This is a genomic window from Streptomyces venezuelae, from assembly GCF_008642275.1.
Lineage (GTDB): Bacteria > Actinomycetota > Actinomycetes > Streptomycetales > Streptomycetaceae > Streptomyces > Streptomyces venezuelae_E.
In genome coordinates this window covers 452,783-476,086 of record NZ_CP029189.1, presented here as the reverse complement: position 1 = coordinate 476,086, position 23,304 = coordinate 452,783, and the positions used below count along the sequence as shown (strand labels likewise).

Genomic DNA, 23,304 nt, shown 5'->3' with positions numbered 1-23,304 from the left:
TTACCCGTTGGACAGGCGGTACGTCCGTGCCCCCACACTCATTCAGGCCGTCCGGCGGACTGTCAACATCGCGTGTGGTACCGGGTTGTTGACCTTGGGCATACGGGAGGGCGAGGATCGCGCCATGACGGCAGAGCGGGCGGTGCGGACCGGGCGAGCGGTGCGGGACGGTACGGTCGACGGACTGGTGCACGACAGCGCACGGCGGATCCCCGACCGGCCGGCGGTGCGATACCGCGACCGGAGCTGGACGTACGCCCAGCTCGACGCGGCCGTCACCACCGGCGCCGCCGTGCTGCGGGAGCGGTACGGGCTGGCCGCCGGGGACCGGGTCGCCACCTTCGCCCACAACTCCGACGCCTATCTCCTGGCCTTCCTGGCCTGCGCCCGCGCCGGGCTCACCCACGTACCGGTCAACCAGAACCTCACCGGCGAGGACCTCTCGTACATCCTGGACGACTCCGGGAGCGCCCTGGTCCTCGCCGATCCCGGCCTGGCCGGGCGGGTCCCCGACGGGTACGCGGCACGGGCGCTGCGCGATGCCCCCGGCTCCTTCCTGGCGGAGCTGGCCGAGCCGCTGCCCTTTGAAGGCGACCGGGACCCGGGGGCGCTGGCGCAGCTCCTCTACACCTCGGGGACCACGGCCCTGCCCAAGGGCGCGATGATGACCCACCGGGCCCTCGCGCACGAGTACGAGAGCGCGATCGAGGCACTGGACCTGGCCGAGGACGACCGGCCCGTGCACTCGCTGCCGCTCTACCACTCGGCGCAGATGCATGTCTTCCTGCTGCCGTACCTGGCGGTGGGGGCACGGAACACGATCGTGGAGGCGCCGGCCGCGGAGCGGATCTTCGACCTGGTCGAGGCTGGTGAGGCGGACAGCCTCTTCGCGCCGCCGACCGTGTGGATCGGTCTGGCCGAGCATCCGGAGTTCGCGGTGCGTGAGCTGGGCGCGCTGCGGAAGGCGTACTACGGGGCCTCGATCATGCCGGTCCCGGTCCTGGAGCGGCTGCGCGCGAGGCTGCCGGAGCTCGCCTTCTACAACTGCTTCGGCCAGAGCGAGATCGGCCCGCTGGCCACGGTGCTCGGGCCGCTGGAGCACGAGGGACGGATGGACTCCTGCGGGCGGCCGGTGCGCCATGTGGAGGCGAAGGTCGTCGACGAGGACGGCAAGGACGTACCGGACGGGACGGCGGGCGAGGTGGTCTACCGCTCGCCACAGCTGTGCCAGGGGTACTGGAACGATCCGGCGGCGACGGAGAAGGCCTTCCGGGACGGCTGGTTCCGCTCGGGCGACCTCGCGGTGCGCGACGCGCAGGGGTACTTCACGGTCGTGGACCGGGTGAAGGACGTCATCAACTCGGGCGGGGTACTGGTCGCCTCACGCCAGGTGGAGGACGTGCTCTACACCCACCCGGGTGTGGCCGAGGCCGCGGTGGTGGGGCTGCCCGACGAGCGCTGGATCGAGGCGGTCACCGCCGTGGTCGTACGGCGCGGGGAGGCGGGGGACGTGACGGAGGCGGAGCTGGTGGCCTACGCGAGGGAGAGGCTCGCCCACTTCAAGGCCCCGAAGCGGGTGTTCTTCGTGGACGCCCTCCCGCGCAACGCCAGCGGCAAGATCCTCAAGCGGGAACTGCGCGACCGGTTCGCGCAGCCCGGCCGCTGACACCCGCCCGGGGAACCGGCCCGGGGGAGCCCCTCGGGGAACCGGTGGGGGACCGGTGGGGGAGCCCGGTCAACCGCGGTGCGGCCGGTGTGCGGGGGGATCCCCGGGAGGGAAGAGCCCGCTGCGCCGCAGCCGCCGCAGGGTGAGGTGCTCGTGCACGAGCCGGCCGACGAGCGCGCCGCCGTAGACCACGAAGCCGACGCCGACCAGCCAGGACTGGACGACGAGCAGGGTGCCGAAGGGGCCGTAGATCACCGCGTTGGAGGCGATGAGCGGCGAGAACACCAGCTGCGAGAAGATCCGCAGTCCCAGCAGCCCGAGGCTGGTCGCGACCGCCCCCGGCACCAGGGCGCGCCAGCGGACCCGGCCGCCGAGCAGCAGCCGCTGTGAGGCGATGAAGAACAGGCACGTGCCGACGAGGTCGCCCAGAGCACCGAGGACCGTGCCGATGGCGTTGTCCGACGGCGAGGGGATCCCGACGAGCAGGGCGAGATAGCAGACCAGCAGGGCGAGCCAGACGACGTGCAGCCACATCGTGTGCCAGCGCGCCGTCGGCAGGTCCCAGACCTTCTCGTAGCCCGTCTGCACGGCCGACCCGAAGGTCAGGCCGAACACCGCGAGGGCGGCCAGACCGAACGCGGTGGTCCGCTCCAGCGCCAGGTCCGCCGCGCCGAACAGCATCTCGACCCGGACCCGTGAGGCCTCTGTGACCCCGAGGGCCTGACCGAGCCACCGCCCGAAGCCCGAGCCGCTCCCGGGCGCGGCGGCCGCCACGACCACCAGCAGCGGCACCAGGGTGAGGAACCCGAGGGCCGCGAAGCCCATCGCCCGGTGCATCAGCTCCATCTCCCGGCCGCGGCTCCAGGCCAGCCCGATCTGGGAGCCCTGGAGCCGGTCGTAGAGCTTCCGGAGGGTGGAGATCACGTCTCAAGCCATACCCCCGAGCGTGCGCCCGCTCCCGGAGGCCACCCCCAAATGGGCCCGAAGGGGTGGTTTCAGCCGCCCGGACGCGTGTCTCCGGCCTCCCCGGCTCCGCGGAGGTCGACCAGTCTCTTGATCTTCCCCACCGAGCGTTCCAGCGTCTCCGGGTCCACCACCTCGACCCGGACGGAGACCCCGACCCCCTCCTTGACGGCCCGGACCACGGCGGCGGCCGCGTCCTGCCGCCGAGCGGCGTCCGTCTCCCGGCGCGCCTCCACCCGTACCGTCAGGGCGTCCATCCGGCCCTCCCGGGTCAGCCGCAGCTGGAAGTGGGGAGCCAGGCCCGGCGTCCGCAGCAGGACCTCCTCGATCTGCGTCGGGTAGACGTTCACCCCACGCACGATGATCATGTCGTCACTGCGCCCCGTGATCTTCTCCATCCGGCGGAAGGCAGGCCGGGCCGTTCCGGGCAGCAGCCGCGTCAGGTCCCGGGTGCGGTAGCGGATGACGGGCATGGCCTCCTTGGTGAGGGAGGTGAACACCAGCTCGCCGGGCTCGCCCTCCGGCAGTACCGCGCCGGTCAGCGGATCGACCACCTCGGGATAGAAGTGGTCCTCCCAGATGTGGAGGCCGTCCTTGGTCTCGGCGAACTCCTGCGCCACGCCCGGTCCGATGACCTCGGACAGGCCGTATATGTCCACCGCGTCGATGTCGAGCCGTTCCTCGATCTCCCGGCGCATCGCCTCGGTCCACGGCTCCGCACCGAAGATCCCCGTCCGCAGCGAGGTGGTGCGCGGGTCGATCCCCTGGCGCTCCATCTCGTCCAGCAGGGTCAGCATGTAGGAAGGGGTCACCATGATGACCTCCGGCCGGAAGTCCTCGATGAGCCGGACCTGCCGGTCCGTCATCCCGCCCGAGGCGGGCACGACCGTACAGCCGAGGCGTTCGGCACCGTAGTGCGCGCCCAGGCCGCCGGTGAACAGCCCGTACCCGTAGGCGATGTGAATGATCTGCCCGGGACGTCCGCCCGCCGCGCGTATGGACCGGGCGACCACGTCCGCCCAGGTGGCGAGGTCCCCCTCGGTGTACCCGACGACGGTCGGCCGCCCGGTCGTGCCGCTGGAGGCATGGATGCGGCGCACCTGCGAGCGCGGTACGGCGAACATCCCGAAGGGGTACTGGTCGCGCAGATCGGCCTTGGTGGTCAGGGGGAACAGGGAGAGGTCGGCGAGGGAGCGGCAGTCGTCGGGGTGTACGCCGGCCTTGTCGAACGCCTGCCGGTAGAACGGCACCTTCTCGTAGGCGCGGTGCAGGGTCGCGCGCAGCCGGGTGAGCTGGAGCGCGGCCAGCTCGTCGCGGCCCAGCCGCTCGCCCGTGTCGTGGAGATCCGTGTACACCGCCATGCCGTCACCTCACCATGAGAACCGACCGATCATTCGGTAGATTGCCAGGAATCCGCAGGTTAAATCAATGACTCGAACGAGTGATCGTCTGTTGTGGCGGCCCGGATGCCGATCTTCTCGGCGGACCGGCGGACCGGCGGACCGGCGGACCGGTGGTCAGGTGGACCAGCGGTCAGGTGGACCAGTGGACCGGCGGACCGGCGGAGGGTCGTCCTCTGATCCTCCTCGACCGGCGCGGCACGGGCGACTCCGCACCGCCGGCCGACGAGTCGCCCCCGAGCGGCCGCCACTGGCCGGTGGCCGGTGGTTCGTCAAGATCGGCGGGGTGACAGACTGGCCGGCCGTACAGCGAACCGAGAGGGCCGACAACACCGTGCGACGGATACTGCTGCTCACAGCCGTGGCGGCCCTGGCTTTGGCGGCATTGGCGACGGCGGCGGTGGCGGTCGGCGCGTATCTGTTGCGGGACCTCGGCCCGCTGCCCCCGCGGTACTCGGGTCCGCCGCTGCCCCGCGAAACGGTGGTGTCGGAGATGACCTCGATACTGGCGGCGGAGGGGATCACGGTGGAGCGGGAGCCCTCCCGGGGCATACGTTCGTGCTACGAACGGCTCTCAGGGCTTCATGCGCCGGAGACGGCGGACGCCGCCGTGGCAGCGGCCTTCGCGCGGGCCCGTTCCGAACACGGCTGGCAGGACGGCCCCGACCGGGGCGACGGGGCGCTGGCCCTGACGAAGGGCAACTGGACGGTGACCTCCCGCCCCACGGGTGAGGGGGCGTCGGGTCTGCCGGTTCCGGTGTCCATGGTGTTGACCTGCGTGGACGAGGGCGACGCCGCCACGGCACCCTCGCCGTCCGCCCCGGCCCTCATACCCGCGCCCGTGCCGTCCTGAGCGAGCGCGGGACGTACGAGACCCCACGGCTACGCCGAATCCGCCTCCGTCGCCACCGCCTTGGCCCAGCGGTAGTCCGCCTTGCCGCTCGGGGACCGCTGGATGGCGGGCGCGATGACCAGCTGCCGCGGGATCTTGTAGCCCGCCAGCCTGGTGCGGCAGTGGCTCTGGATCTGGTCCAGGGACGGCGCTTCGGCGCCCTCCCGGACCTGCACCACAGCGGCCACATGGCTGCCCCAGGTCGGGTCCGGGACCCCCGCCACCAGGGCGTCGTACACGTCGGGGTGGGACTTCAGGGCCTGCTCGACCTCCTCCGGATAGACCTTCTCGCCGCCCGTGTTGATGCACTGCGAGCCGCGGCCGAGCACCGTGACGATGCCCTGTTCGTCGACGGTCGCCATGTCGCCGAGCAGCACCCAGCGTTCCGTGCCCTTCTGGAAGAAGGTCTCGGCGGTCTTCCCCGGGTCGTTGTAGTAGCCGAGCGGGACGTGCCCGCGCTGCGCGAGGCGACCCGGCTCGCCCACCGCCACCGGCTCGTGCGTCACCGGGTCCACCACCTGCGTACGGTCGTTGACCTCCAGCCGGAAGCCCTTCTCCGGGCCGGAGTCGTCCGTCGCCCGGCCGTTGGAACCGGATTCCGACGAACCGAAGTTGTTCAGGAGCAGCACGTTCGGCACCAGCCGCTGGAACTCGGCCCGCACCGAATCCGACATGATCGCCCCGGACGAGGAGACACTGAACAGTGACGACAGGTCCGTGCCCTTGAGCGGGCCGTTCAGGGCGTCGATCAGTGGCCTCAGCATCGCGTCGCCGACCAGCGACACGCTGGAGACCTTCTCCTTCTCTATCGTGCGGAGCACTTCCTCCGGCGCGTACTTCCGGTGGATGACCACCCGCTGGCCGTAGTTGAACGCGATGAAGGAGGTCAGCGTCGACGTGCCGTGCATCAGCGGGGGCGCCGGGAAGAAGGTGAGCCCCGCGCCGCGCCCCGCGACCCGCTCGGCCAGTTCCTCGGGCCGCTTCACCGGCTCGCCCGAGGGCTCGCCGCCGAACAGTCCGGCGAAGAAGAGGTCCTCGGCCCGCCACATCACCCCCTTCGGCATGCCCGTCGTGCCGCCGGTGTAGATGATGAACAGGTCGTCGGGGCTGCGCGGCGGGAAGCCGCGCCCGGGCGATCCGGCCGCCTCGGCGTCCGCGTACGGGACCGGCGCGACCGACGGCTCGGGTGCGCCCTCGGGAGCCCGGCCGACCCGGATCAGGTGCCGGAGCTTCGTCGTCTGCGGCAGTGCGGCCGCGACCCGCTCGGTGAACTCGCCCTCGAAGACCAGGGCGGCGAGATCGGCGTCGTTGTAGAGGTAGACCAGCTCCTCCTCCACGTACCGGTAGTTGACGTTCACCGGTACCAGCCGGGCCTTCAGGCAGGCGAGCACCGTCTGCAGGTACTCGATTCCGTTGTAGAGGTGAAGGCCCACGTGCTCGCCGGCGGCCAGGCCGCTGTCGCGCAGGTGGTGCGCGATCCGGTTCGCCGCCGTGTCGAGCTCCGCGTACGTCAGGCGGCGCTCGGCGCCGGTCCCGGGGTGGTCCACGTACACGAGGGCCTCGCGGTCCGGGACCACGTCCACGACCGACTCGAACAGGTCGGCAAGGTTGTACTCCACCGTTCCTCCTGACCCTGGATGTTTGCCCGGAACTCCCGACGGCCGGCCGTGCGACCGGCCTGCTCCGGCGGTCATTAGAGCGCCGGAGACGGCAAGTGGGAAGGGCGCCACCCAAGAAATCTGACTGGGTGTCAGAAGACTATTGAACTGCACCCTCCCCTACTGCAACCTGTTCTAGGTCTTGAGACGGGAGGACGGCAATGGGTGGGACGGAACACCTGACCGTGGATCGGCACGGCGCCACGCTGGTGCTCACCATGGACAGGCCCGAGGCGAAGAACGCGCTCTCGCTGCCGCTGCTGGTGGGGCTGTACGACGGCTGGCTGGAGGCGGACGCCGACGACGGGATCCGCTCGGTGGTCCTCACCGGCGCGGGCGGGGACTTCTGCGCCGGAATGGACCTCAAGGCCCTTGCAGGGAAGGGGATGGCGGGCGACCGGTACCGGGACCGTCTCAAGGCCGACCCCGACCTGCACTGGAAGGCGATGCTGCGCCACCACCGGCCGCGCAAGCCGGTGATCGCGGCGGTGGAGGGCTACTGCGTGGCCGGCGGGACCGAGATCCTGCAGGGCACGGACATCCGGGTGGCGGCCGAGGGCGCGACCTTCGGGCTGTTCGAGGTCAAGCGCGGACTCTTCCCGATCGGCGGCTCCACCGTGCGGCTGCCGCGCCAGATCCCGCGCACGCACGCCCTGGAGATGCTGCTGACCGGGCGCCCGTACTCCGCAGCCGAGGCCGAGCGGATCGGGCTGGTCGGGCGGGTGGTGCCGGACGGTACGGCGCTGGAGGCGGCCCTGGAGATCGCGGAGCGGATCAACGCGTGCGGGCCGCTGGCGGTGGAGGCGGTCAAGGCGTCGGTCTACGAGACCGCCGAGATGACGGAGCGGGAGGGGCTGGCGTCGGAGCTGCTGCGGGGGTGGCCGATCTTCGACACCGCCGATGCGAAAGAGGGGGCGCGGGCCTTTGCCGAGAAGCGGGCCGCGGTGTATCGGCGCGAGTAGTTCTGGCCGGGGCCGGGCCGGGTGCCGCTGCCGTTGCGTTGCCGGGTGCGGCGCCGTTGCCCGGGGCGCTGCCCCCGGACCCCCGCGCCTCAAACGCCGGCGGGGCTGAAGGATCGCCTCAAACGCCGGCGGGGCTGAAGGTTCGCCTCGAACGCCGGCGGGGCTGAAGGTTCGCCTCGAACGCCGGCGGGGCTGGAAGAGGGCGCCTCAATCGTAGGCAGGGCTGGATGAGGGCGCCGGCCGGGCCGGTGGAGGGCCTCTTGTGCCTGCCGGGCTGACATCAACCGAATCGATCGCATCGGAGAGACACCATGACAGCTGCCTCCCCACCGGAGGTGCTCCGCGCGCCCCTCGTCGTCGAGTTCCCCTTCACCCGGTCCCTCGGGCCCGTCCAGAGCGCCTTCCTCACCGGGCTGCGCGAAGGCACCGTCCTCGGGGTGAGGACCTCCGACGGCAAGGTGATGGTCCCGCCCGTCGAGTACGACCCCGTCACCGCCGAGGAGATCCGCGAACTCGTCGAGGTCGCCGCCACCGGTACCGTCACCACCTGGGCGTGGAACGAGCATCCCCGCCGCCAACAGCCCCTGGACACCCCCTTCGCCTGGGTGCTGGTCAGGCTCGACGGCTCCGACACCGCCCTCCTGCACGCCCTGGACGCGCCCGGCCCCGACGCCGTCCGCACCGGCATGCGCGTCCGCGTCCGCTGGGCCGCCGAGCGCACCGGTGCCATCACCGACATCGCCTGCTTCGAGCCGTGCGACGACGGGCCCGCGGACGGCGGGCCCACCCCGCACGACGGGGCCTTCGCCGACTCCGTCACCGGCATCGTCGCCGAGGCCCGCCTCGACTACGTCTACAGCCCCGGCCGCGCCCAGACCGCGTACATCAACGCCCTCTCCGAACGGCGGACCGTCGGCGAGCGCTGCCCCTCCTGCCACAAGGTGTACGTCCCGCCGCGCGGCGCCTGCCCCACCTGCGGGGTCGCCACCACCGACCGCGTCGAGGTCGGCCCCGCCGGCACGGTCACCACCTACTGCATCGTCAACATCAAGGCCAAGAACCTCGACATCGAGGTCCCCTACGTCTACGCCCACATCGCCCTCGACGGCGCCGACCTCGCCCTCCACGGCCGGATCGGCGGCATCCCCTACGACCAGGTCCGCATGGGCCTGCGCGTCGAGCCCGTATGGACCGAAGGCGGCCGCTACCCCGACCACTACCGCCCCACCGGCGAACCGGACGCGGACTACGACGCGTACAAGGAGCTCATCTGATGGCCCGACACGCCCGCGAGGTCGCGGTGGTCGCCTTCGCGCAGAGCGACCACCTGCGGCGCACCGACGAGCTCAGCGAAGTCGAGATGGTCATGCCGGTCCTGCACGAGGTGCTGGCCGCCACCGGACTGAAGGCCGGCGAGATCGGCTTCACCTGCTCCGGCTCCAGCGACTACCTGGCCGGCCGGGCCTTCTCCTTCACCATGACCCTCGACGGGGTCGGCGCCTGGCCCCCGATCTCCGAATCACACGTCGAGATGGACGGGGCCTGGGCCCTCTACGAGGCCTGGGTCAAGATCCAGACCGGCGAGGCCGACACCGCGCTCGTCTACTCGTACGGGAAGTCCTCGCCCGGGTCGGTGCGCGACGTGCTGACCCGCCAGCTCGACCCGTACTACGTCGCCCCGCTCTGGCCCGACGCGGTCGCGCTGGCCGCCCTCCAGGCCCAGGCCCTGATCGACACCGGCGAGACCGACGAGGCCGCCCTGGCAGCCGTCGGGGCGCGCAGCCGGGACGCGGCCGTCGCCAACCCGCACGCCCAGCTCCGCGGCCCCGTCCCCCAGGGCGACTACCAGGTCCGGCCGCTGCGCACCGGTGACTGCCCGCCCGTCGGCGACGGCGTGGCCGCCGTCGTCCTGGCCGCCGGCGACCTCGCGCGCCGGCTCTGCGAACGCCCCGCCTGGATCACCGGCATCGACCACCGCATCGAGGCCCACAGCCTGGGCCTGCGCGACCTCACCGACTCCCCGTCCACCCGGCTCGCCGCCGAGCACGCGGGTGTCTTCGAAGCCCCGGTGGACACGGCCGAACTGCACGCGCCGTTCTCCTCCCAGGAGATCGTCCTGCGCAAGGCGCTCGGCCTCGCCGACGACGTGGCCGTCAACCCCTCCGGGGGAGCGCTCGCGGCCAACCCGATGATGGCCGCCGGCCTGATCCGCATCGGCGAGGCGGCCGCCCGGATCCACCGCGGCGCATCGCGACGGGCCGTCGCCCACGCCACATCCGGCCCCTGCCTCCAGCAGAACCTGGTCGCCGTCCTGGAAGGGGACGCAAGGTGAGTAAAGAGCCCGTGGCCATCGTCGGGATCGGCCAGACCAAGCACGTGGCGGCCCGCCACGACGTGTCCATCGCCGGACTGGTCCGCGAGGCGGCCGCCCGCGCCCTCGCCGACGCCGAACTGACCTGGGCGGACATCGACGCGGTCGTCATCGGCAAGGCCCCCGACTTCTTCGAGGGGGTGATGATGCCCGAGCTGTACCTGGCGGACGCCCTGGGCGCGGTCGGCAAGCCGATGCTGCGGGTGCACACGGCCGGTTCGGTCGGCGGGTCCACGGCCCTGGTCGCCTCCAACCTGGTGGCGGCCCGCGTCCACCGCACCGTCCTCACCCTCGCCTTCGAGAAGCAGTCCGAATCCAACGCCATGTGGGGTCTGTCGCTCCCGGTCCCCTTCCAGCAGCCGCTGCTCGCCGGCGCGGGCGGGTTCTTCGCCCCGCACGTACGCGCGTACATGCGGCGCACCGGCGCGCCGGACACGGTGGGCTCGCTGGTGGCGTACAAGGACCGGCGCAACGCGCTGAAGAACCCGTACGCGCACCTGCACGAGCACGACATCACCCTGGAGAAGGTCCAGGCCTCGCCGATGCTCTGGGACCCGATCCGCTACTCGGAGACCTGCCCCTCCTCCGACGGTGCGTGCGCGATGATCCTCACCGACCGGGCGGGCGCCGCCCGTTCGCCGAAGCCGGCCGCCTGGGTGCACGGCGGGGCGATGCGCAGCGAGCCCACCCTCTTCGCCGGCAAGGACTTCGTGTCGCCGCAGGCCGGCAAGGACTGCGCCGCCGACGTCTACCGCCAGGCCGGGATCACCGACCCCCGCCGGGAGATCGACGCGGTCGAGATGTACGTACCGTTCTCCTGGTACGAGCCGATGTGGCTGGAGAACCTCGGCTTCGCCGCGGAGGGCGAGGGCTGGAAGCTCACCGAGGCCGGGGTCACCGAACTCGACGGGGACCTCCCGGTCAACCCCTCGGGCGGTGTCCTGTCCACCAACCCGATCGGCGCCTCCGGCATGATCCGCTTCGCGGAGGCGGCCCTCCAGGTCCGCGGCCAGGCGGCGGAGCACCAGGTTCCGGACGCCCGCCGGGCCATGGGGCACGCGTACGGCGGCGGCGCGCAGTTCTTCGCGATGTGGCTGGTGGGGGCCGAGGAGCCGACCTCCTGAACGCCCGCCTGGCCGGTGACGGAGGGGCCGGCCGGGAAGCCCGACGGCCACGGGTGACGCACCGTGGCCTGTCCGGCACTCGCCGCGGTGGCTACCCTTGCCCCGGACGACGTACCGGGAGGAGCACGCACGTGGCCGAGAGCATGACTTCACGACCCCTCGCCGGCTGGGGGAAGCCGGACCTCGATCTCACCGGGGCGGACTGGCAGTCGAGCAGCCGGGGAGTGGGCGACGTCCAGATCGCCTTCGTCGAGGGCTTCATCGCGATGCGCAACAGCGAGCGCCCCGAGAGCCCTTCGCTGATCTTCTCGCCGGACGAGTGGCACAAGTTCGTGCTGAACGCCCGCGGCGGGGAGTTCGACCTGACCTGACCGGGCGGAGTACGTAGGCGGGGTACGTACGAGGAGTACGTACGCGGCGCACCACCGGGCGCGGAGCCGCCGGCCCGGTGGCCGCCGAATCCCTTTGTGCCCGCCAGGGGCATCCGGCAGGATGGGGCGCATGAAGCTCACCCGCCGAAAGGGCGATGCCGCGTAGACGGCCCGGCGCGCTGCGCGCCGCACGAGGAAGCCACGCCGGCCGCCGCGCACCCGCCTGGGCGCGTGAACTGCCCTCCTCGGACCGGCTGTCACCCGCCGCGAGCGCGGAGGCCCACTGGACGGCCGGCGCCCGCATCCACCCGCTCGGCGACCTCCTGCACCGCTACCGCGCCTTCCTGCGGAGCCCCGGCTCCCGCCTGCGGCTGACCCACGCCGTCTGCCCGGCGCCGTCCTGCGCGATCGACGACGTCGCCGCGGTCCGGGACGAGTTGGCCGACGCGTACCGGTCCCTTGCGCCCGGAGCCCGGCGCGCGCTGGGCCACGTACTGCGGCCCCTGGACGCGGAGTTCCGCCGGCGCACGGTCTTCGACCGGGACGCCGCGACCACGGACCGGTTGGGGAATCCGCGTCCGTGGTGGCACCGGCGGCTGTACGAGGACGGGTGAGAGGAGGGCCATGGAAGTGACGGGGAGCGAGGGGGAATTGGGAGAAGCGGAACGGGGCCAGGTGTTGGAGCTGCGGATCGTGGCACCCGTGAGGGGATGGATCCAGGTCCGGCCCGTGATCGACGGGCGCGACGTCCTGGCGGAGCTGTGGCCGCCGTGGGCGGGGGAGGACCCGTGGGTCGTGCTGGGCCCGGGCGGCGTCGCAGCCGCCGGGGGCGGGCCCCACGAGGTACGGCTCGCGCGGATCTCCTGCACGGAGGTCTGCTGCGGGGCGTTGTACGTGACGGTACGCCGGGAGGGCGGCGAGGTCGTCTGGGACGGCTGGCGCAATCCGGCCGGCGGCCATGCGGATATGCCGGAGTTCCGCTTCGACGCGGCGCGGTACGCGGCCGAGGTCCGCCGCGCGGAGCAGGACCGGGCCTGGGAGTGGCCCGCGCGGACGGTGGCGGGCCTGCTGGCGGAGCGGCTGCGGGCGGACCCCGGCTGGTCACGGCGCTGGGAGTGCGAGCTGGACGCGGTCTGGACCGACCAGGCCGCGCCGGGCCGTGTGGAGCTGGTGCTCCTCCACCCCGATGCGGCGGCGGACCGGGAGGGCCGGCCGTGGCTGCAGCTCGGGGTGACCCTGGAGGTGGGCGACGGGGACCCGGAGGCCGAGGCGGATCGCCTCGCGGCGCTCGTCGCGTCCACCGACCGGCAGGAGCTCGCCCGGGTGTGGGGCCGCTCCGCGCACTACTCCGAGGAGTTCCCGTGAGCCGAGGACCCCTCGCGGCCGAACACGGCACACGGCCCGACTCCCCGCGTACCGGGCACAGCCGGGGCGACGGGTAGGGTCGGCCGCATGAGCGGAGAGCACGACCTGCGGAAACTCCTGAGCGGCATGCGGCCCGAGCTGAACGAGGGACGGTACGTCTTCTGCACCGTCAACGGCACCACCGTCCCCGCCGGGACCGCCCCCGTCGCCACCGTCCTGGAACCCGAAGGGCTCACCCTGGTGCTGCGTCAGGAGGAGGCCGACGCGGCCGGCCTGCCGTACGACTACGTCGCCGGGTGGATCACCCTCCGCGTCCACTCCGCCCTCGACGCCGTCGGGCTCACCGCAGCCTTCGCCACCGAACTCGGCGCACACGGTCTGAGCTGCAACGTCATCGCCGGCTACCACCACGACCACCTCCTCGTGGACGCCGACCGAGCCGCCGAGGCCGTGGCCGTCCTGGAGGAGCTCGCGGCCCGTTCCGTACACGACTGAAGCCCTCCGGAAAAGAAGATCGGATTCTTTTCCGCACTGGCATCCCTCACGCTGTGCGCCGGGCGTACGCTGAACCCCCGAACAGGCCTGGGGGGTACCAGCCATGACGGACCGCCGGACCCGCACACGGCGCACGATGGTCGAACGCGATGCCGAACTCGCGATCGTCGACGAAGCCCTGGACCAGCTCACCGGTCCCGGGCCGGACGCGGGCGGCGCGCTGCTCGCCTTCTCCGGCCCCGCAGGACTCGGCAAGACCACCCTGCTGGCCGAACTGCGCCGCCGCGCCCTGTCCCGCACCTGCACCGTCCTCGCCGCCCGAGGCGGCGAACAGGAGCAGAGCCAGCCCTTCCACGTCGCCCGCCAGCTCATCCAGCCCCAGCTCGCCGGCACCTCCGAGCAGGAGCTGCGCGCAGCCCTCGGCGGCTGGTACTCCATCGTCGGCCCGGCCCTCGGACTCTGCGCCCCCGAACAGGGCGTGCCGCCCGACCCCCAGGGCCTGCGCGACGGACTCGACTGGGTCCTCACCCACCTCGTGGTCAAGCGCGCCCCCGTCGTCCTCGTCCTCGACGACGCCCACTGGGCCGACCCCGAGTCCCTCGGCTGGCTCGCCGCCTTCGCCCCGCGCGCCGAACATCTCCCGCTGCTGCTCGTCGTCGCCTACCGCCCCGACGAACTGCCCGCGCACGCCGACGCCTTCCGTACCCTGCCCGGCCGGGCCGGACAGCGCCCGCTGCCCCTGGCCCCGCTCACCCCGGCCGCCGTCGCCACCCTGGTCCGCGAGGCCGTCGGGGCCCACGCCGACGACGCCTTCTGCCACGAGGCGTGGGCCGTCACCACCGGCAACCCCTTCGAGGCCGTCGAACTCACCGCCAAGGTCCGGGGCAAGGGCCTGACCCCCGTCGAGGCGAACGCCCCACAGCTGCGCGACCTCGCCGCCGCCCAGCGCGGCAGCGGCCTCGTCGCCCGCCTGGAACGCCTCGGCCCCTCCACCGTCCGCTTCGCCTGGGCCTGCGCCGTGCTCGGGACCGCCATCCCGCAGGACCTCGCCGCCCGGGTCGCCGCCCTCGGGGCCGAGGAGGCCGTGGACGCCACCAGGCGGCTGCGCGACGCCCGCATCCTCTCGGCCGCCACCGCCGAGGAACACGAAGCCGAAACAGGGCTGGAGTTCGTCCACCCGCTCATCGCCACCTCCATCTACCGGGCCATCCCCGACGCGCTCCGCGTCGCCCTCCACGGCAAGGCCGCGGCCGCCGTCGTCGACGCCGGACTCGGCTCCTCCGCGGCCGCCCGCCACCTGCTGGAGACCCACCCCGAGAACGACCCCTGGGTGGTCCGCACCCTGCGCGAGGCCGCTGGCGAGAACCTCCGGGCCGGCGCCCCCGAGGCCGCCCGCCGCCAGCTCGCCCGCGCCCTGCTCGAACCCCCGGACTTCGACGAACGCGCCGCCGTCCTCTACGAACTGGGCTGCGCCTCCCTGCTCACCGAACCCGCCAACACCGTCAACCACCTGCGGGCCGCCCTCGCCGAGCCCTCCGACGACCCCGCCCTGCGCCAGGGCATCGTCATCCGGCTCGCCCAGGTCCTCGCGCACAGCGACCGGCTGGCCGAGGCCTCGGAATCACTCGCCCGGGAGATCCCGTACACCCAGGACGTACGCGCACGGCTGCGCCTGCAGTCCGAGCAGTTCATGTGGGACGCCTTCAACGCCGCCGAGACCGACTCCCCGGCCCGCTCCCGCCGGCTCGCCCGCCTCGCCGACCGGCTGACCGGCTGACCGGGCGCGACCTCACCGAGCGGTACATCATCGGGCTGCGCGCCTGGGATGCGTGCCTGCGGGGCGAGCCGGTCGACGTCGTGCTGCACCACGCCGGACGGGTGCTGGAGCGGCCCTTCAGCTGGGCCCACGAGGACCGCGGCTTCGAGGTCCCGGTCCTGGTCGCGATGGCCCACATGTACACCGACCGGCCCGGACGCGCCGAGGAGCTGTTCGAGGAGGGCACCGCCGAGTTCGAGCGGCACGGCTGGCGCGGGGCACACCTCTCCTTCGCCTACAGCCTGCGCGCCTACGTCCGCTACCGGCGCGGGCGGCTCGCGGAGGCCGAGGAACTGGCCCGGTCCGGGCTGCGGCTCGCCGAACGCGTGGGACGGCGTACCCCCGTGCACTGGTACGCCATAGCCATCCTCCTCACCACCCTGCTCGCACGGGGCCGGCCCGAGGAGGCCTGGGAGCTCGCCCGGGAGCACGAGTACGGCGCACCCTTCCCGGCGGCCGTCGTCTTCCCCGACTCGCAGACCGTGTACGCCGAACTGCTCCTGTCCCGGGGCGAGGTGCAGGCAGCGATCGTCGAACTGGAGGCGGTCGACCGGCGGCTGACCCCGCGCGGCATCCAGAACCCGGCCTGGTGCCCGTGGCAGCTGCACCTGGCCCGCGCGGTGGCCGCGGACGATCCCGGGCGGGCCCGCGCCCTGGCCGACGACGCCGTCCGGCGGGCCCGCGCCTTCGGCGCCGCCTCGGGCATCGGCCAGGCCCTGCGGGTGGCGGCGCAGGTCGCGGCCCCGGAGGAACGGGCCGGGATGCTCCAGGAGGCGGTCACCCTGCTCTCGGCCTCCCCGGCGGGCTACGAACTGGCATGCGCCCTGTCCGCGCTCGGCACCGAGCTGCGCGACGCGGACCTGCTGATGCAGGCCGTGGTGACCGCACGGGAATGCGGTGCGGACGGGCTCGCCGCGGCGACCACCGACACCCTGCTGGGTCTGGGCGGCGCCCTCCCCTGCGGGCTGGCCTGGGAGGACGCGCTCACGGAGGAGGAGCAGCGGGCGGCGGACCTCGCGGTGCGCGCCGAGAAGGAGTCCGCGCCGGAGGCCGTGGTGCTGCCCACGCCGGATTGGGCCCTGTCGGCGGCCTGCCGCAAGCTGGGCACGGACCGGCCCGGGCTCAGGGACGCGCTGGAGGCGTTCGCCCGTAGCTCAACGTGATCGGACCCGCGGCGCGGCGGGAAGGGTGAACCGTATGGATCACGTCGAGCGACTCGCACCCTTCAGGACCGAGGCGGCCGCGTTCGAGAAGGCGGTGCGCCGGGCTTTCGACCTCGGAGAGCCGGTGCCCGCCGTTCCCGCGTGCCCCGGCTGGACGGTCACCGACCTCGTCCGGCACCTGGGCGGAGTGCACCGCTATCTGGCCTGCGTCCTGCGCGAACGGCTCACCGTCCCGCCCGACCCCGCCGGCCTCACCCTCCCCGAGGTCCCCGGCGACCCGGAGGCGCTGACCGACTGGTTCGCCCAGGGCGCCCGGGAGCTGGCCGAGCTCTTCGACGAGCTGGGGCCGGACACGGCGGTCTGGACCTGGTCGGCGCAGCAGACCACGGGATTCTGGCTCCGGATGCAGCTGATCGAGCTGGCCGTGCACCGCTGGGACGCCGAATCCGCCACCGGCACCCCGGGCCGCCTCGACCAGGACGTGGCCGCCGACGCGGTGACCCAGACGATCGAGGTGATGGCCCCGGCCCGCCGCGGCTGGCAGCAGCCACCGCCGGGCACGGGGGAGAGGTACCGCTTCCGGCGTACCGACGGTCCGCAATCCTGGACGGTCGTCCTCTCGGGGGACGAGGTCCTGCTGGACCCGGATTCCACCGCCCCGGTGGACGTCGAGGCCGCCGGTACCGCCTCCGACCTCGCCCTGTTCCTCTGGCGCCGCCTCCCGCCCACCGCCCTGCACGTCACCGGCGACGCCGCCCTGCTCCCGTACTGGTTCACGCTCGTCCCCCCGGTCTGAGGGCCCGGGCCGGAGGGCCCGGCCCGGACGGGTCCCCCGATGCGGGCCCCCGGGCCGGAAATCCCGCGAGGCCACGTACCATGGCGGCATGTCCTTCCTCCGCCGCCACCGCGCCGCCACACCCGCCGGCCCGGACTTCGACGTCCTGGCCATGGACCCGGGGGACTGGCCGGGCAATCTCGGGGCCGGGCTGCTGCCCGCGCCCGACGGCAGCTGCCAGGGTGTCTTCCTCCGCTACGACCTGTTCGGCGGGCGCGGCCCCGCGATGATCATCGGGAACCTCCCGGAGGGCTCTCCGGCCCGGGACCTCACCGACGCCCAGATCCCCTTCGAGGTGGCCCAGCTCCTCGACGCCCTGGAGAACGACGAGGACGTCGAGGTCACCGGCGTCGAGGACTGCCCGGTCATGCAGGGCGACAACCTCCTCATCGTCCGCAAGGTCAAGCTGTCGGAGTCCCGCATCTCCTGCGTCCAGTTCGACCGCAGTGACAACGTGCTGGTCACCATCGCCAGCTGGGACCGACCGATCACCGACGACCTCTACGCCCTCCTGAAGCCGCTCCCCGCCGAGCTCTTCCAGCAGGGCTGACCCTCCGTACTCCCCGGCGCGGGCGTCACGCGTCCGCGATGGCGTTCGCCGCCACGTAGCCGAAGGTCATCGCGGGCCCGATCGTCGATCCGGCCCCCGCGTAGCTGTGGCCCATCACCGCCGCACTCGCGTTGCCGGCCGCGTACAGGCCCGGGATCACCGAACCGTCCGGGCGCAGGGCCCGCGCCCGGGCGTCCGTGACGATGCCGCCCTTCGTGCCGAGGTCCCCCGGCACGATCTTGAACGCGTAGAACGGCGGGACCCAGACGGGTGCCAGACACGAGTTCGGGTGCACGTTCGGGTCCGTGTAGTAGTGGTCGTACGCCGTGTCGCCCCGGTGGAAGTCGGTGTCGTCACCGCTCCACGCCTGCGCGTTGAACCGGCCCAGCGTCGCCCGCAGCGCCGCAGCCGGCACCCCGATCTGACCGGCCAGCGCGTCCCAGGTCCACGCCTTCTTCGCCGCGCCCGCCTGGTACCAGGAGTCCGGGAAGGGCAGCGTCGGCAGGATGTCCTTGAACAGGTACTTGTTGCGGTAGTGCTGATCCACGATCAGCCACGCCGGAATGTGCGAACCGGCCGCACCCCGGTCCTTCTCGTACATCACGTGCACCACGTCGCTGTACGGCGCCGCCTCGTTGACGAACCGTGCGCCGTTCGCGTTCACGATCAGCCCGCCCGGCAGGGTCCGTTCGGCCAGGCAGAAGTACGGCTCCCCGGGCAGCGGGATCGACGGCCCCCACCAGGCGTCCTCCATCAGCGCCAGCGAGGCCCCGGCCCGCTGCCCCGCCCGGATCCCGTCGCCGGTGTTCTCCTTCGCGCCCACCGACCACTGGGTGCCGATCGGCTGCTGCTGGTACTGCGCCCGCATCTCCGCGTTGTGCTCGAACCCGCCCGAGCCGATGACCACCCCGCGCCGCGCCCGTACGGTGCCTCGTACGCCCCCCTGCTCCACCACCACGCCGGTGACCGCGCCGCCCTCCTGGACCAGGTCCACCAGCGGGCTGTCCAGCCACACCGGAACCCCGGCCCGCTGCAGCCCGGCGCGCAGTCCGGCCGCCAGGGCCTGGCCCATCGTGAGGGGCTTCTCGCCGCGCAGCGCCGCCTTCGTACCGCGCGCCAGGCACTCGGTGGAGACGGCGAGCCCCTTGGCGCTCACCGCCGCCAGGTTCAGCCACTTGTAGTCCTGGCTGAAGACCACCATCCCGGCCGGGACCGGCATGTACGCCGGGTTCAGGCGGGCCAGTTCGGCGCCGAGGACGTTGCCGTCGATCTGGTCCGGCTCGATGGAGCGGCCGTTCGGCAGCCCGCCCGGCAGATTCGGGTAGTAGTCGCTGTAGCCCTCCATGAAGCGGAACCTCAGCGGGCTGTTGGCCATCACGAAGTCGAGCATCCGCGGCCCGTTGGCGAGGAACGCGGCCTGCCGGTCGGCCGGCACCCCGGGTCCGACGACGGCCGCGAGGTACGCGGCCGCCTTCTGCGGGGTGTCCGGCACCCCCGCACCCAGGATCACCGAGTTGTTGGGCAGCCAGATACCGGCACCCGACCGGGCGGCCGACCCGCCGAAGGTCGGGGCCTTCTCCACGACCAGTACGCTCAGCCCCCGCTTCGCGGCGGTGAGCGCGGCGGTCATCCCCGCGGCCCCGGACCCGACCACGACGACGTCGTACTCGCCGAGCGGCGGCCCGTCCTGGGCGCCGGCGGCCCGGGCGGTGGCGGACGGCAGCACGGTGGCGGCGAGCACCCCGGCGCCCGTACCGGCGAGGACCGAGCGTCTGGACGGGAGGGCGGCGGGGGTGGTGCGTGAAGCGCTCGCGGACATGGGCATGCTCCAGCGGTGTGGGGAGGAAGGGAAGTGCCTCCAGCATTTCTGATGCTGAGTCAGAAAAGGTGTTCGGGGGATCATGTGATGTCAAGGCATCCGGCGCCGCCGCCTCCAGTAGGCCACGGTCACCGCGCCCAGCAGCGGGCCCCACAGGACCAGCGGGGCGTAGCAGACGTAGAACCACAGAGCGCTCCAGCCGCCCACCTCACTGGGGAAGCCGGCGGGCACCGGATCGCCCTGGAGCGTGGTCCCGGCCACCTGGGTCACCACGGCGAGGACGCTCCAGAGGCCGGTCAGCGCGACGGCGCCGAGCGAGGCCGGGACGACGGCGGCCGCCACCGGGATCCGGCGCCCGCCCAGCACCGGGATCCGGCGGGGGAGCACCTCGCCCCACGCCGCCACCAGCCCGACCGCGGTGAAGGCCAGCAGCTCGGAGACGACCGAGAGGATGACGACGTACACCTCCAGCGGCAGCCAGTCGGGCAGCTGCCCGCTGTCCGCCGAGGAGTGGTCGACGAAGAGCAGGCCCAGCCGCCACAGGCCGGACGGCAGGACGGTGAACGGGATGGCGAAGGCGCAGATCCGCGCCCAGCGCGGCACCCCCGCCACCGGGGTGTGCGCGGCCTTCCAGGCGGTGCGGACGCGACCGCCCGCAGGGCGGTCGTCGACAGGTGCGGACATGGTCTCCTCCGGAGCCGCGGGCAGCCCTTGCCCGCTCCGCTTCGAAGATCGCAGCCGCGCGGGCGGGTGCGGATCGCCCACCGGAAGGATCCGCCTCCACCGGGTGGGGGAGACCCGTCCCCCTCGGGAATGAGACGCCGCGCACCCCGTGCCGCACCCGTGAACGGCGAAGCCCCGTGGCGGTGGGGGCCACGGGGCTTCGCGTCTCGGGGGGACGGGATCAGCGCGTGCCGACCGCCGCACGGACCGCCCGGCGCGCCATCCCCGCATCGTCGTGCAGGCGGCGGAGCAGCAGCCGCTGCTCCTCGCCGCAGGACAGGGCGCCCACCGGCAGGGGCTGGGCCGGGGTGGTCGCCAGCATCGAGCGCTGCACCGCCGTCTCGGACATCCGGATCTCCCGGGTCAGCACCAGCATCAGATTGACCAGGAAGGCGTCCCGTGCGGCCGGACCGGCCGACTGGGCGAGCCGGCTGATCTGGGCGCGGGCGGCCGGGGCGTCGCCCAGGACCGTCCAGAGCGTGGCCAGGTCGTACCCCGGGAGGTACCAGCCGGCGTGCTCCCAGTCGAGCAGGACCGGACCGGCCGGCGACAGCAGCAGGTTCGACAGCAGGGCGTCACCGTGGTTGAACTGCAGCGCCGTGCCCGACAGCTTCACGCCGTGCAGCAGCTTCTGCAGGTCGCCGAGGTCCCGGTCGGTCAGCAGGCCCAGCTCGTAGTCGCGGGCGATCCGCCGCGCGTAGTTCAGCGGAGTGCCGAACAACTCCGTCGGCGGGCGCCACTGGTTGACCCGGCACACCGCGCCCAGGGCCGCCCGCAGGTCCACCCGCGGCGGCGGCTCCACCGGGTGCCGCTGCAGTGCGGCGACCCGGCCGGCCATCCGCTCCACCACGAGCGTGCAGTTCTCGGGGTCGGCGGCGATCAGCCGCGGCACCCGGACCGGCGGGCGGTGCCGGACGAAGGTCCGGTATGCCGCTATTTCGTGGCGGTAGCGCTCACGCCACTCGGGCGAGTGATCCAGTAAAACCTTGGCCACGGCGGTCATCCGCCCGGTGGTGCCGACCAGGAGGACCGAGCGGCCGCTGCGCCGTAGTACCTGCACCGGGGCGAACTCCGGACAGATCCGCTGCACCGAGGCGAGCGCGGTGCGCAGCTGCGCCCCCTGCGGCCCCGAGAGGTCGATTCTTCCGCTGACGGGCAGCGACCCGGTGCCCGGCATCCGCCGCGCCCGGACGGCGCCTTGCGCCGGTGCCGACGGGCGGCCGGGTTCGAGGTAGGGGCCGCCGCCAGCCGGGAGCGTGCGGTGCGACCGGACCGGTGCGGACACGGAGGAGGTTGCTGCGTACATGGTGATACGGATCCCTTCGTGCGCCGACGAGTTGCGTACGCCGCCCCGCCGGATCCCGTACTTCACCCTGGGGAGTTCCGCCGGTGAACCGGGTCGGGGAGGCGCATTCCTACCTGACACCCGCGGGAAGGTGGCGAACCATCGGGCGTGCCCTGGCGAAGCCTGGCGAATAGTCGCTGGGCATCTGACGGCGGGCTACTGTCAACTCAGCCGAGAACCTGGGGGCTTGACGTGAGCAAAGGTCCGAACACCCGCTTGAACGACCTGTTCGGCCTGGCCGGCTGGTCGAAAGGCGAACTGGCGAGGATGGTGAACAGGCAGGCGGCGGCCATGGGCCACCCCCAACTGGCCACCGACACCTCGCGGGTACGGCGCTGGATCGACATGGGGGAGGCCCCCCGCGAACCGGTACCCACGGTACTGGCAGCACTGTTCACCGAGCGGCTCGGTCGTGTCGTGACCATCGAGGACCTCGGGTTCGTACGGCAGCGGCGCACCTCCAGACGGCAGCCGGACGGGGCTCATGAGAACCCCGACGGGATGCCCTGGGCGCCCGAACGCACAGCCGCGGTCCTCACCGAATTCACGGGAATGGACCTCATGCTCAACCGTCGCGGTCTGATGGGCGCGGGAGCGGTGCTCACCGCCGGCTCCGCCCTCAGCAACGCCATGTACGACTGGCTGCACACCGACCCGGCCCGGGCCGCGGAGGCCCGGAAGTTCGGGGAGTCCTTCCAGGCCGACCCAGCGGGCTACGACCGCTACGAGGCCGCCCCGATCGGCTCCCAGGAGATCGCGGCCCTGGAGCGCTCCGTCGAGGTCTTCCGCGCCTGGGACGCCTCCAGGGGTGGCGGACTCCAGCGCAAGGCCGTCGTGGGCCAGCTCAACGAGGTGGGCGGCATGCTCGCCTACCACCACCCCGACCACCTCCAGCGCCGGCTCTGGGGGGTGGCGGCCAACCTGGCGGTCCTCGCCGGCTGGATGTCCCACGACGTGGGGCTCGAACCCACGGCGCAGAAGTACTTCGTCATCGCCGCGCACGCGGCCCGCGAGGGCGGCGACCGGCCGCGCGCCGGAGAGGCGCTGTCCCGGGCGGCCCGGCAGATGGTCCACCTGGGCAAGCCGAACGAGGCCCTGGACCTGATGAAGCTCGCCCAGTCCGGATCCGGCGAACAGACCCTGCCTCGCACGCGCGCCATGCTGCACACCATCGAGGCCTGGGCGCAGGCGGCCATGGGCAAGGGCCAGGCCATGCGCCGTACCCTCGGCGAGGCGGAGGAGCTGTTCGTCTCCGACAAGGGCGACGTGCCGCCGCCGAGTTGGATGCAGCACTTCGACGAGGCCGACCTGCACGGCATGCAGGCCCTCGCCTACCGGACCCTCGCGGACCACGACGCCGCCGCGGCGCCGATCGCCGCGCGCCACGCCAAAGAGGCCCTGCGGCTGCGCGGCGACGGCTACCAGCGTTCGCAGATCTTCGACTACATCTCCATGGCCTCGGCCTGCTTCATCGCCGACGAGCCGGAGCAGGCCGACCGGTACGCGCGCCTCGCCCTGGTCTCGATGAACGAGACCTCCTCGCACCGGACCTGGGACCGGCTGCGGGAGATGTACCGGCTCACCGCCCAGTACTCCGGGTACGCGCGTATCGAGGACCTGCGCGAGGAGATCAAGCTGGCCCTCCCCGACGCCCCGGCGCCGCGCGGCGCGCGCGGTACGGGGGTGTAGTCCCACGCCGGCCCCCGCACGGTCCGCCGCGCCCCCGCACCGGATCCCGTACGCAGACGAGAAAGGCCGCGCCTTCCGGCGCGGCCCTGAAGTCCCT

19 protein-coding genes and 1 pseudogene are annotated in these 23,304 nt (G+C 73.0%); 14 read left to right on the top strand and 6 right to left on the bottom strand.

Annotation, left to right across the window (positions count from 1 at the left end):
- Nucleotides 1-124 precede the first annotated feature (124 nt).
- A complete protein-coding gene (locus DEJ51_RS02090) occupies nucleotides 125-1,666 on the top strand; it encodes a fatty acyl-CoA synthetase (protein WP_150255740.1) in 1,542 nt (513 codons plus the stop codon).
- Between the two features lie 69 nt (nucleotides 1,667-1,735).
- Here DEJ51_RS02090 and DEJ51_RS02085 read toward each other — a convergent pair whose 3' ends face one another.
- Both DEJ51_RS02085 and paaK read right to left on the bottom strand, forming a co-directional pair.
- Nucleotides 1,736-2,590 carry a YhjD/YihY/BrkB family envelope integrity protein gene (locus DEJ51_RS02085; RefSeq protein WP_150255738.1) on the bottom strand — a complete coding sequence of 285 codons (855 nt, stop codon included), beginning with the start codon at nucleotides 2,588-2,590 and terminating at the stop codon, nucleotides 1,736-1,738.
- A 71-nt stretch (nucleotides 2,591-2,661) separates the two neighbouring features.
- Complete coding sequence (paaK, locus tag DEJ51_RS02080) at nucleotides 2,662-3,990, bottom strand: phenylacetate--CoA ligase PaaK (RefSeq protein ID WP_150255737.1); 1,329 nt, start codon at nucleotides 3,988-3,990, stop codon at nucleotides 2,662-2,664.
- Between the two features lie 325 nt (nucleotides 3,991-4,315).
- On the opposite strand from paaK, the gene DEJ51_RS02075 reads away from it, so the two are divergent.
- Nucleotides 4,316-4,882 (top strand): hypothetical protein, encoded by a 567-nt coding sequence (locus DEJ51_RS02075; protein ID WP_190620134.1) that lies wholly within the window; start codon nucleotides 4,316-4,318, stop codon nucleotides 4,880-4,882.
- Nucleotides 4,883-4,911: 29 nt separating this feature from the next.
- Here the strand turns inward: DEJ51_RS02075 and DEJ51_RS02070 are convergent, their stop codons facing one another.
- The gene (locus tag DEJ51_RS02070) at nucleotides 4,912-6,540 is read right to left on the bottom strand and encodes an acyl-CoA synthetase (protein ID WP_150255735.1); all 1,629 of its coding nucleotides are present in this window, start codon (nucleotides 6,538-6,540) and stop codon (nucleotides 4,912-4,914) included.
- Between the two features lie 200 nt (nucleotides 6,541-6,740).
- Between DEJ51_RS02070 and DEJ51_RS02065 the strand changes: the two genes are divergently transcribed.
- The 11 genes and pseudogenes from DEJ51_RS02065 to DEJ51_RS02015 all read left to right on the top strand — a co-directional run bounded on the left by DEJ51_RS02065 (nucleotide 6,741) and on the right by DEJ51_RS02015 (nucleotide 17,631).
- Complete coding sequence (locus tag DEJ51_RS02065) at nucleotides 6,741-7,541, top strand: crotonase/enoyl-CoA hydratase family protein (protein WP_150255733.1); 801 nt, start codon at nucleotides 6,741-6,743, stop codon at nucleotides 7,539-7,541.
- 311 nt (nucleotides 7,542-7,852) lie between these two features.
- A complete protein-coding gene (locus DEJ51_RS02060; RefSeq protein WP_150255731.1) occupies nucleotides 7,853-8,815 on the top strand; it encodes a Zn-ribbon domain-containing OB-fold protein in 963 nt (320 codons plus the stop codon).
- Nucleotides 8,815-9,873, top strand: coding sequence for a thiolase domain-containing protein (locus tag DEJ51_RS02055; RefSeq protein ID WP_150255729.1), 1,059 nt, complete (start codon nucleotides 8,815-8,817; stop codon nucleotides 9,871-9,873). The genes DEJ51_RS02060 and DEJ51_RS02055 overlap by 1 nt, the downstream gene beginning before the upstream one ends.
- A complete protein-coding gene (locus DEJ51_RS02050) occupies nucleotides 9,870-11,036 on the top strand; it encodes a thiolase domain-containing protein (RefSeq protein ID WP_150255727.1) in 1,167 nt (388 codons plus the stop codon). The genes DEJ51_RS02055 and DEJ51_RS02050 overlap by 4 nt, the downstream gene beginning before the upstream one ends.
- A gap of 143 nt (nucleotides 11,037-11,179) precedes the next feature.
- Complete coding sequence (locus DEJ51_RS02045) at nucleotides 11,180-11,407, top strand: DUF397 domain-containing protein (protein ID WP_411757374.1); 228 nt, start codon at nucleotides 11,180-11,182, stop codon at nucleotides 11,405-11,407.
- 155 nt (nucleotides 11,408-11,562) lie between these two features.
- On the top strand, nucleotides 11,563-12,021 hold the full coding sequence (locus DEJ51_RS02040) for a hypothetical protein (protein WP_150255724.1): 459 nt from the start codon (nucleotides 11,563-11,565) through the stop codon (nucleotides 12,019-12,021).
- An 88-nt stretch (nucleotides 12,022-12,109) separates the two neighbouring features.
- The gene (locus DEJ51_RS02035; protein ID WP_150255723.1) at nucleotides 12,110-12,772 is read left to right on the top strand and encodes a hypothetical protein; all 663 of its coding nucleotides are present in this window, start codon (nucleotides 12,110-12,112) and stop codon (nucleotides 12,770-12,772) included.
- Between the two features lie 87 nt (nucleotides 12,773-12,859).
- Entirely contained in the window at nucleotides 12,860-13,267 is a 408-nt protein-coding gene (locus DEJ51_RS02030; RefSeq protein WP_150255721.1) for an ACT domain-containing protein, read from the top strand.
- Between the two features lie 103 nt (nucleotides 13,268-13,370).
- Nucleotides 13,371-16,246, top strand: a pseudogene (locus DEJ51_RS02025) (ATP-binding protein).
- 34 nt (nucleotides 16,247-16,280) lie between these two features.
- Nucleotides 16,281-17,042 carry a maleylpyruvate isomerase family mycothiol-dependent enzyme gene (locus DEJ51_RS02020; protein WP_150255719.1) on the top strand — a complete coding sequence of 254 codons (762 nt, stop codon included), beginning with the start codon at nucleotides 16,281-16,283 and terminating at the stop codon, nucleotides 17,040-17,042.
- A gap of 88 nt (nucleotides 17,043-17,130) precedes the next feature.
- Nucleotides 17,131-17,631 carry a hypothetical protein gene (locus tag DEJ51_RS02015; protein ID WP_150255717.1) on the top strand — a complete coding sequence of 167 codons (501 nt, stop codon included), beginning with the start codon at nucleotides 17,131-17,133 and terminating at the stop codon, nucleotides 17,629-17,631.
- A gap of 25 nt (nucleotides 17,632-17,656) precedes the next feature.
- Here the strand turns inward: DEJ51_RS02015 and kstD are convergent, their stop codons facing one another.
- From kstD to DEJ51_RS02000, 3 genes are all read right to left on the bottom strand, one after another.
- Complete coding sequence (gene kstD, locus DEJ51_RS02010; RefSeq protein WP_150255715.1) at nucleotides 17,657-19,450, bottom strand: 3-oxosteroid 1-dehydrogenase; 1,794 nt, start codon at nucleotides 19,448-19,450, stop codon at nucleotides 17,657-17,659.
- A gap of 90 nt (nucleotides 19,451-19,540) precedes the next feature.
- Nucleotides 19,541-20,134 (bottom strand): hypothetical protein, encoded by a 594-nt coding sequence (locus tag DEJ51_RS02005; protein ID WP_150255713.1) that lies wholly within the window; start codon nucleotides 20,132-20,134, stop codon nucleotides 19,541-19,543.
- Between the two features lie 220 nt (nucleotides 20,135-20,354).
- On the bottom strand, nucleotides 20,355-21,479 hold the full coding sequence (locus DEJ51_RS02000; protein ID WP_150255712.1) for an aminoglycoside phosphotransferase family protein: 1,125 nt from the start codon (nucleotides 21,477-21,479) through the stop codon (nucleotides 20,355-20,357).
- A gap of 231 nt (nucleotides 21,480-21,710) precedes the next feature.
- Between DEJ51_RS02000 and DEJ51_RS01995 the strand changes: the two genes are divergently transcribed.
- A complete protein-coding gene (locus DEJ51_RS01995; protein WP_150255710.1) occupies nucleotides 21,711-23,207 on the top strand; it encodes a hypothetical protein in 1,497 nt (498 codons plus the stop codon).
- The last annotated feature ends 97 nt before the right edge of the window (nucleotides 23,208-23,304 follow it).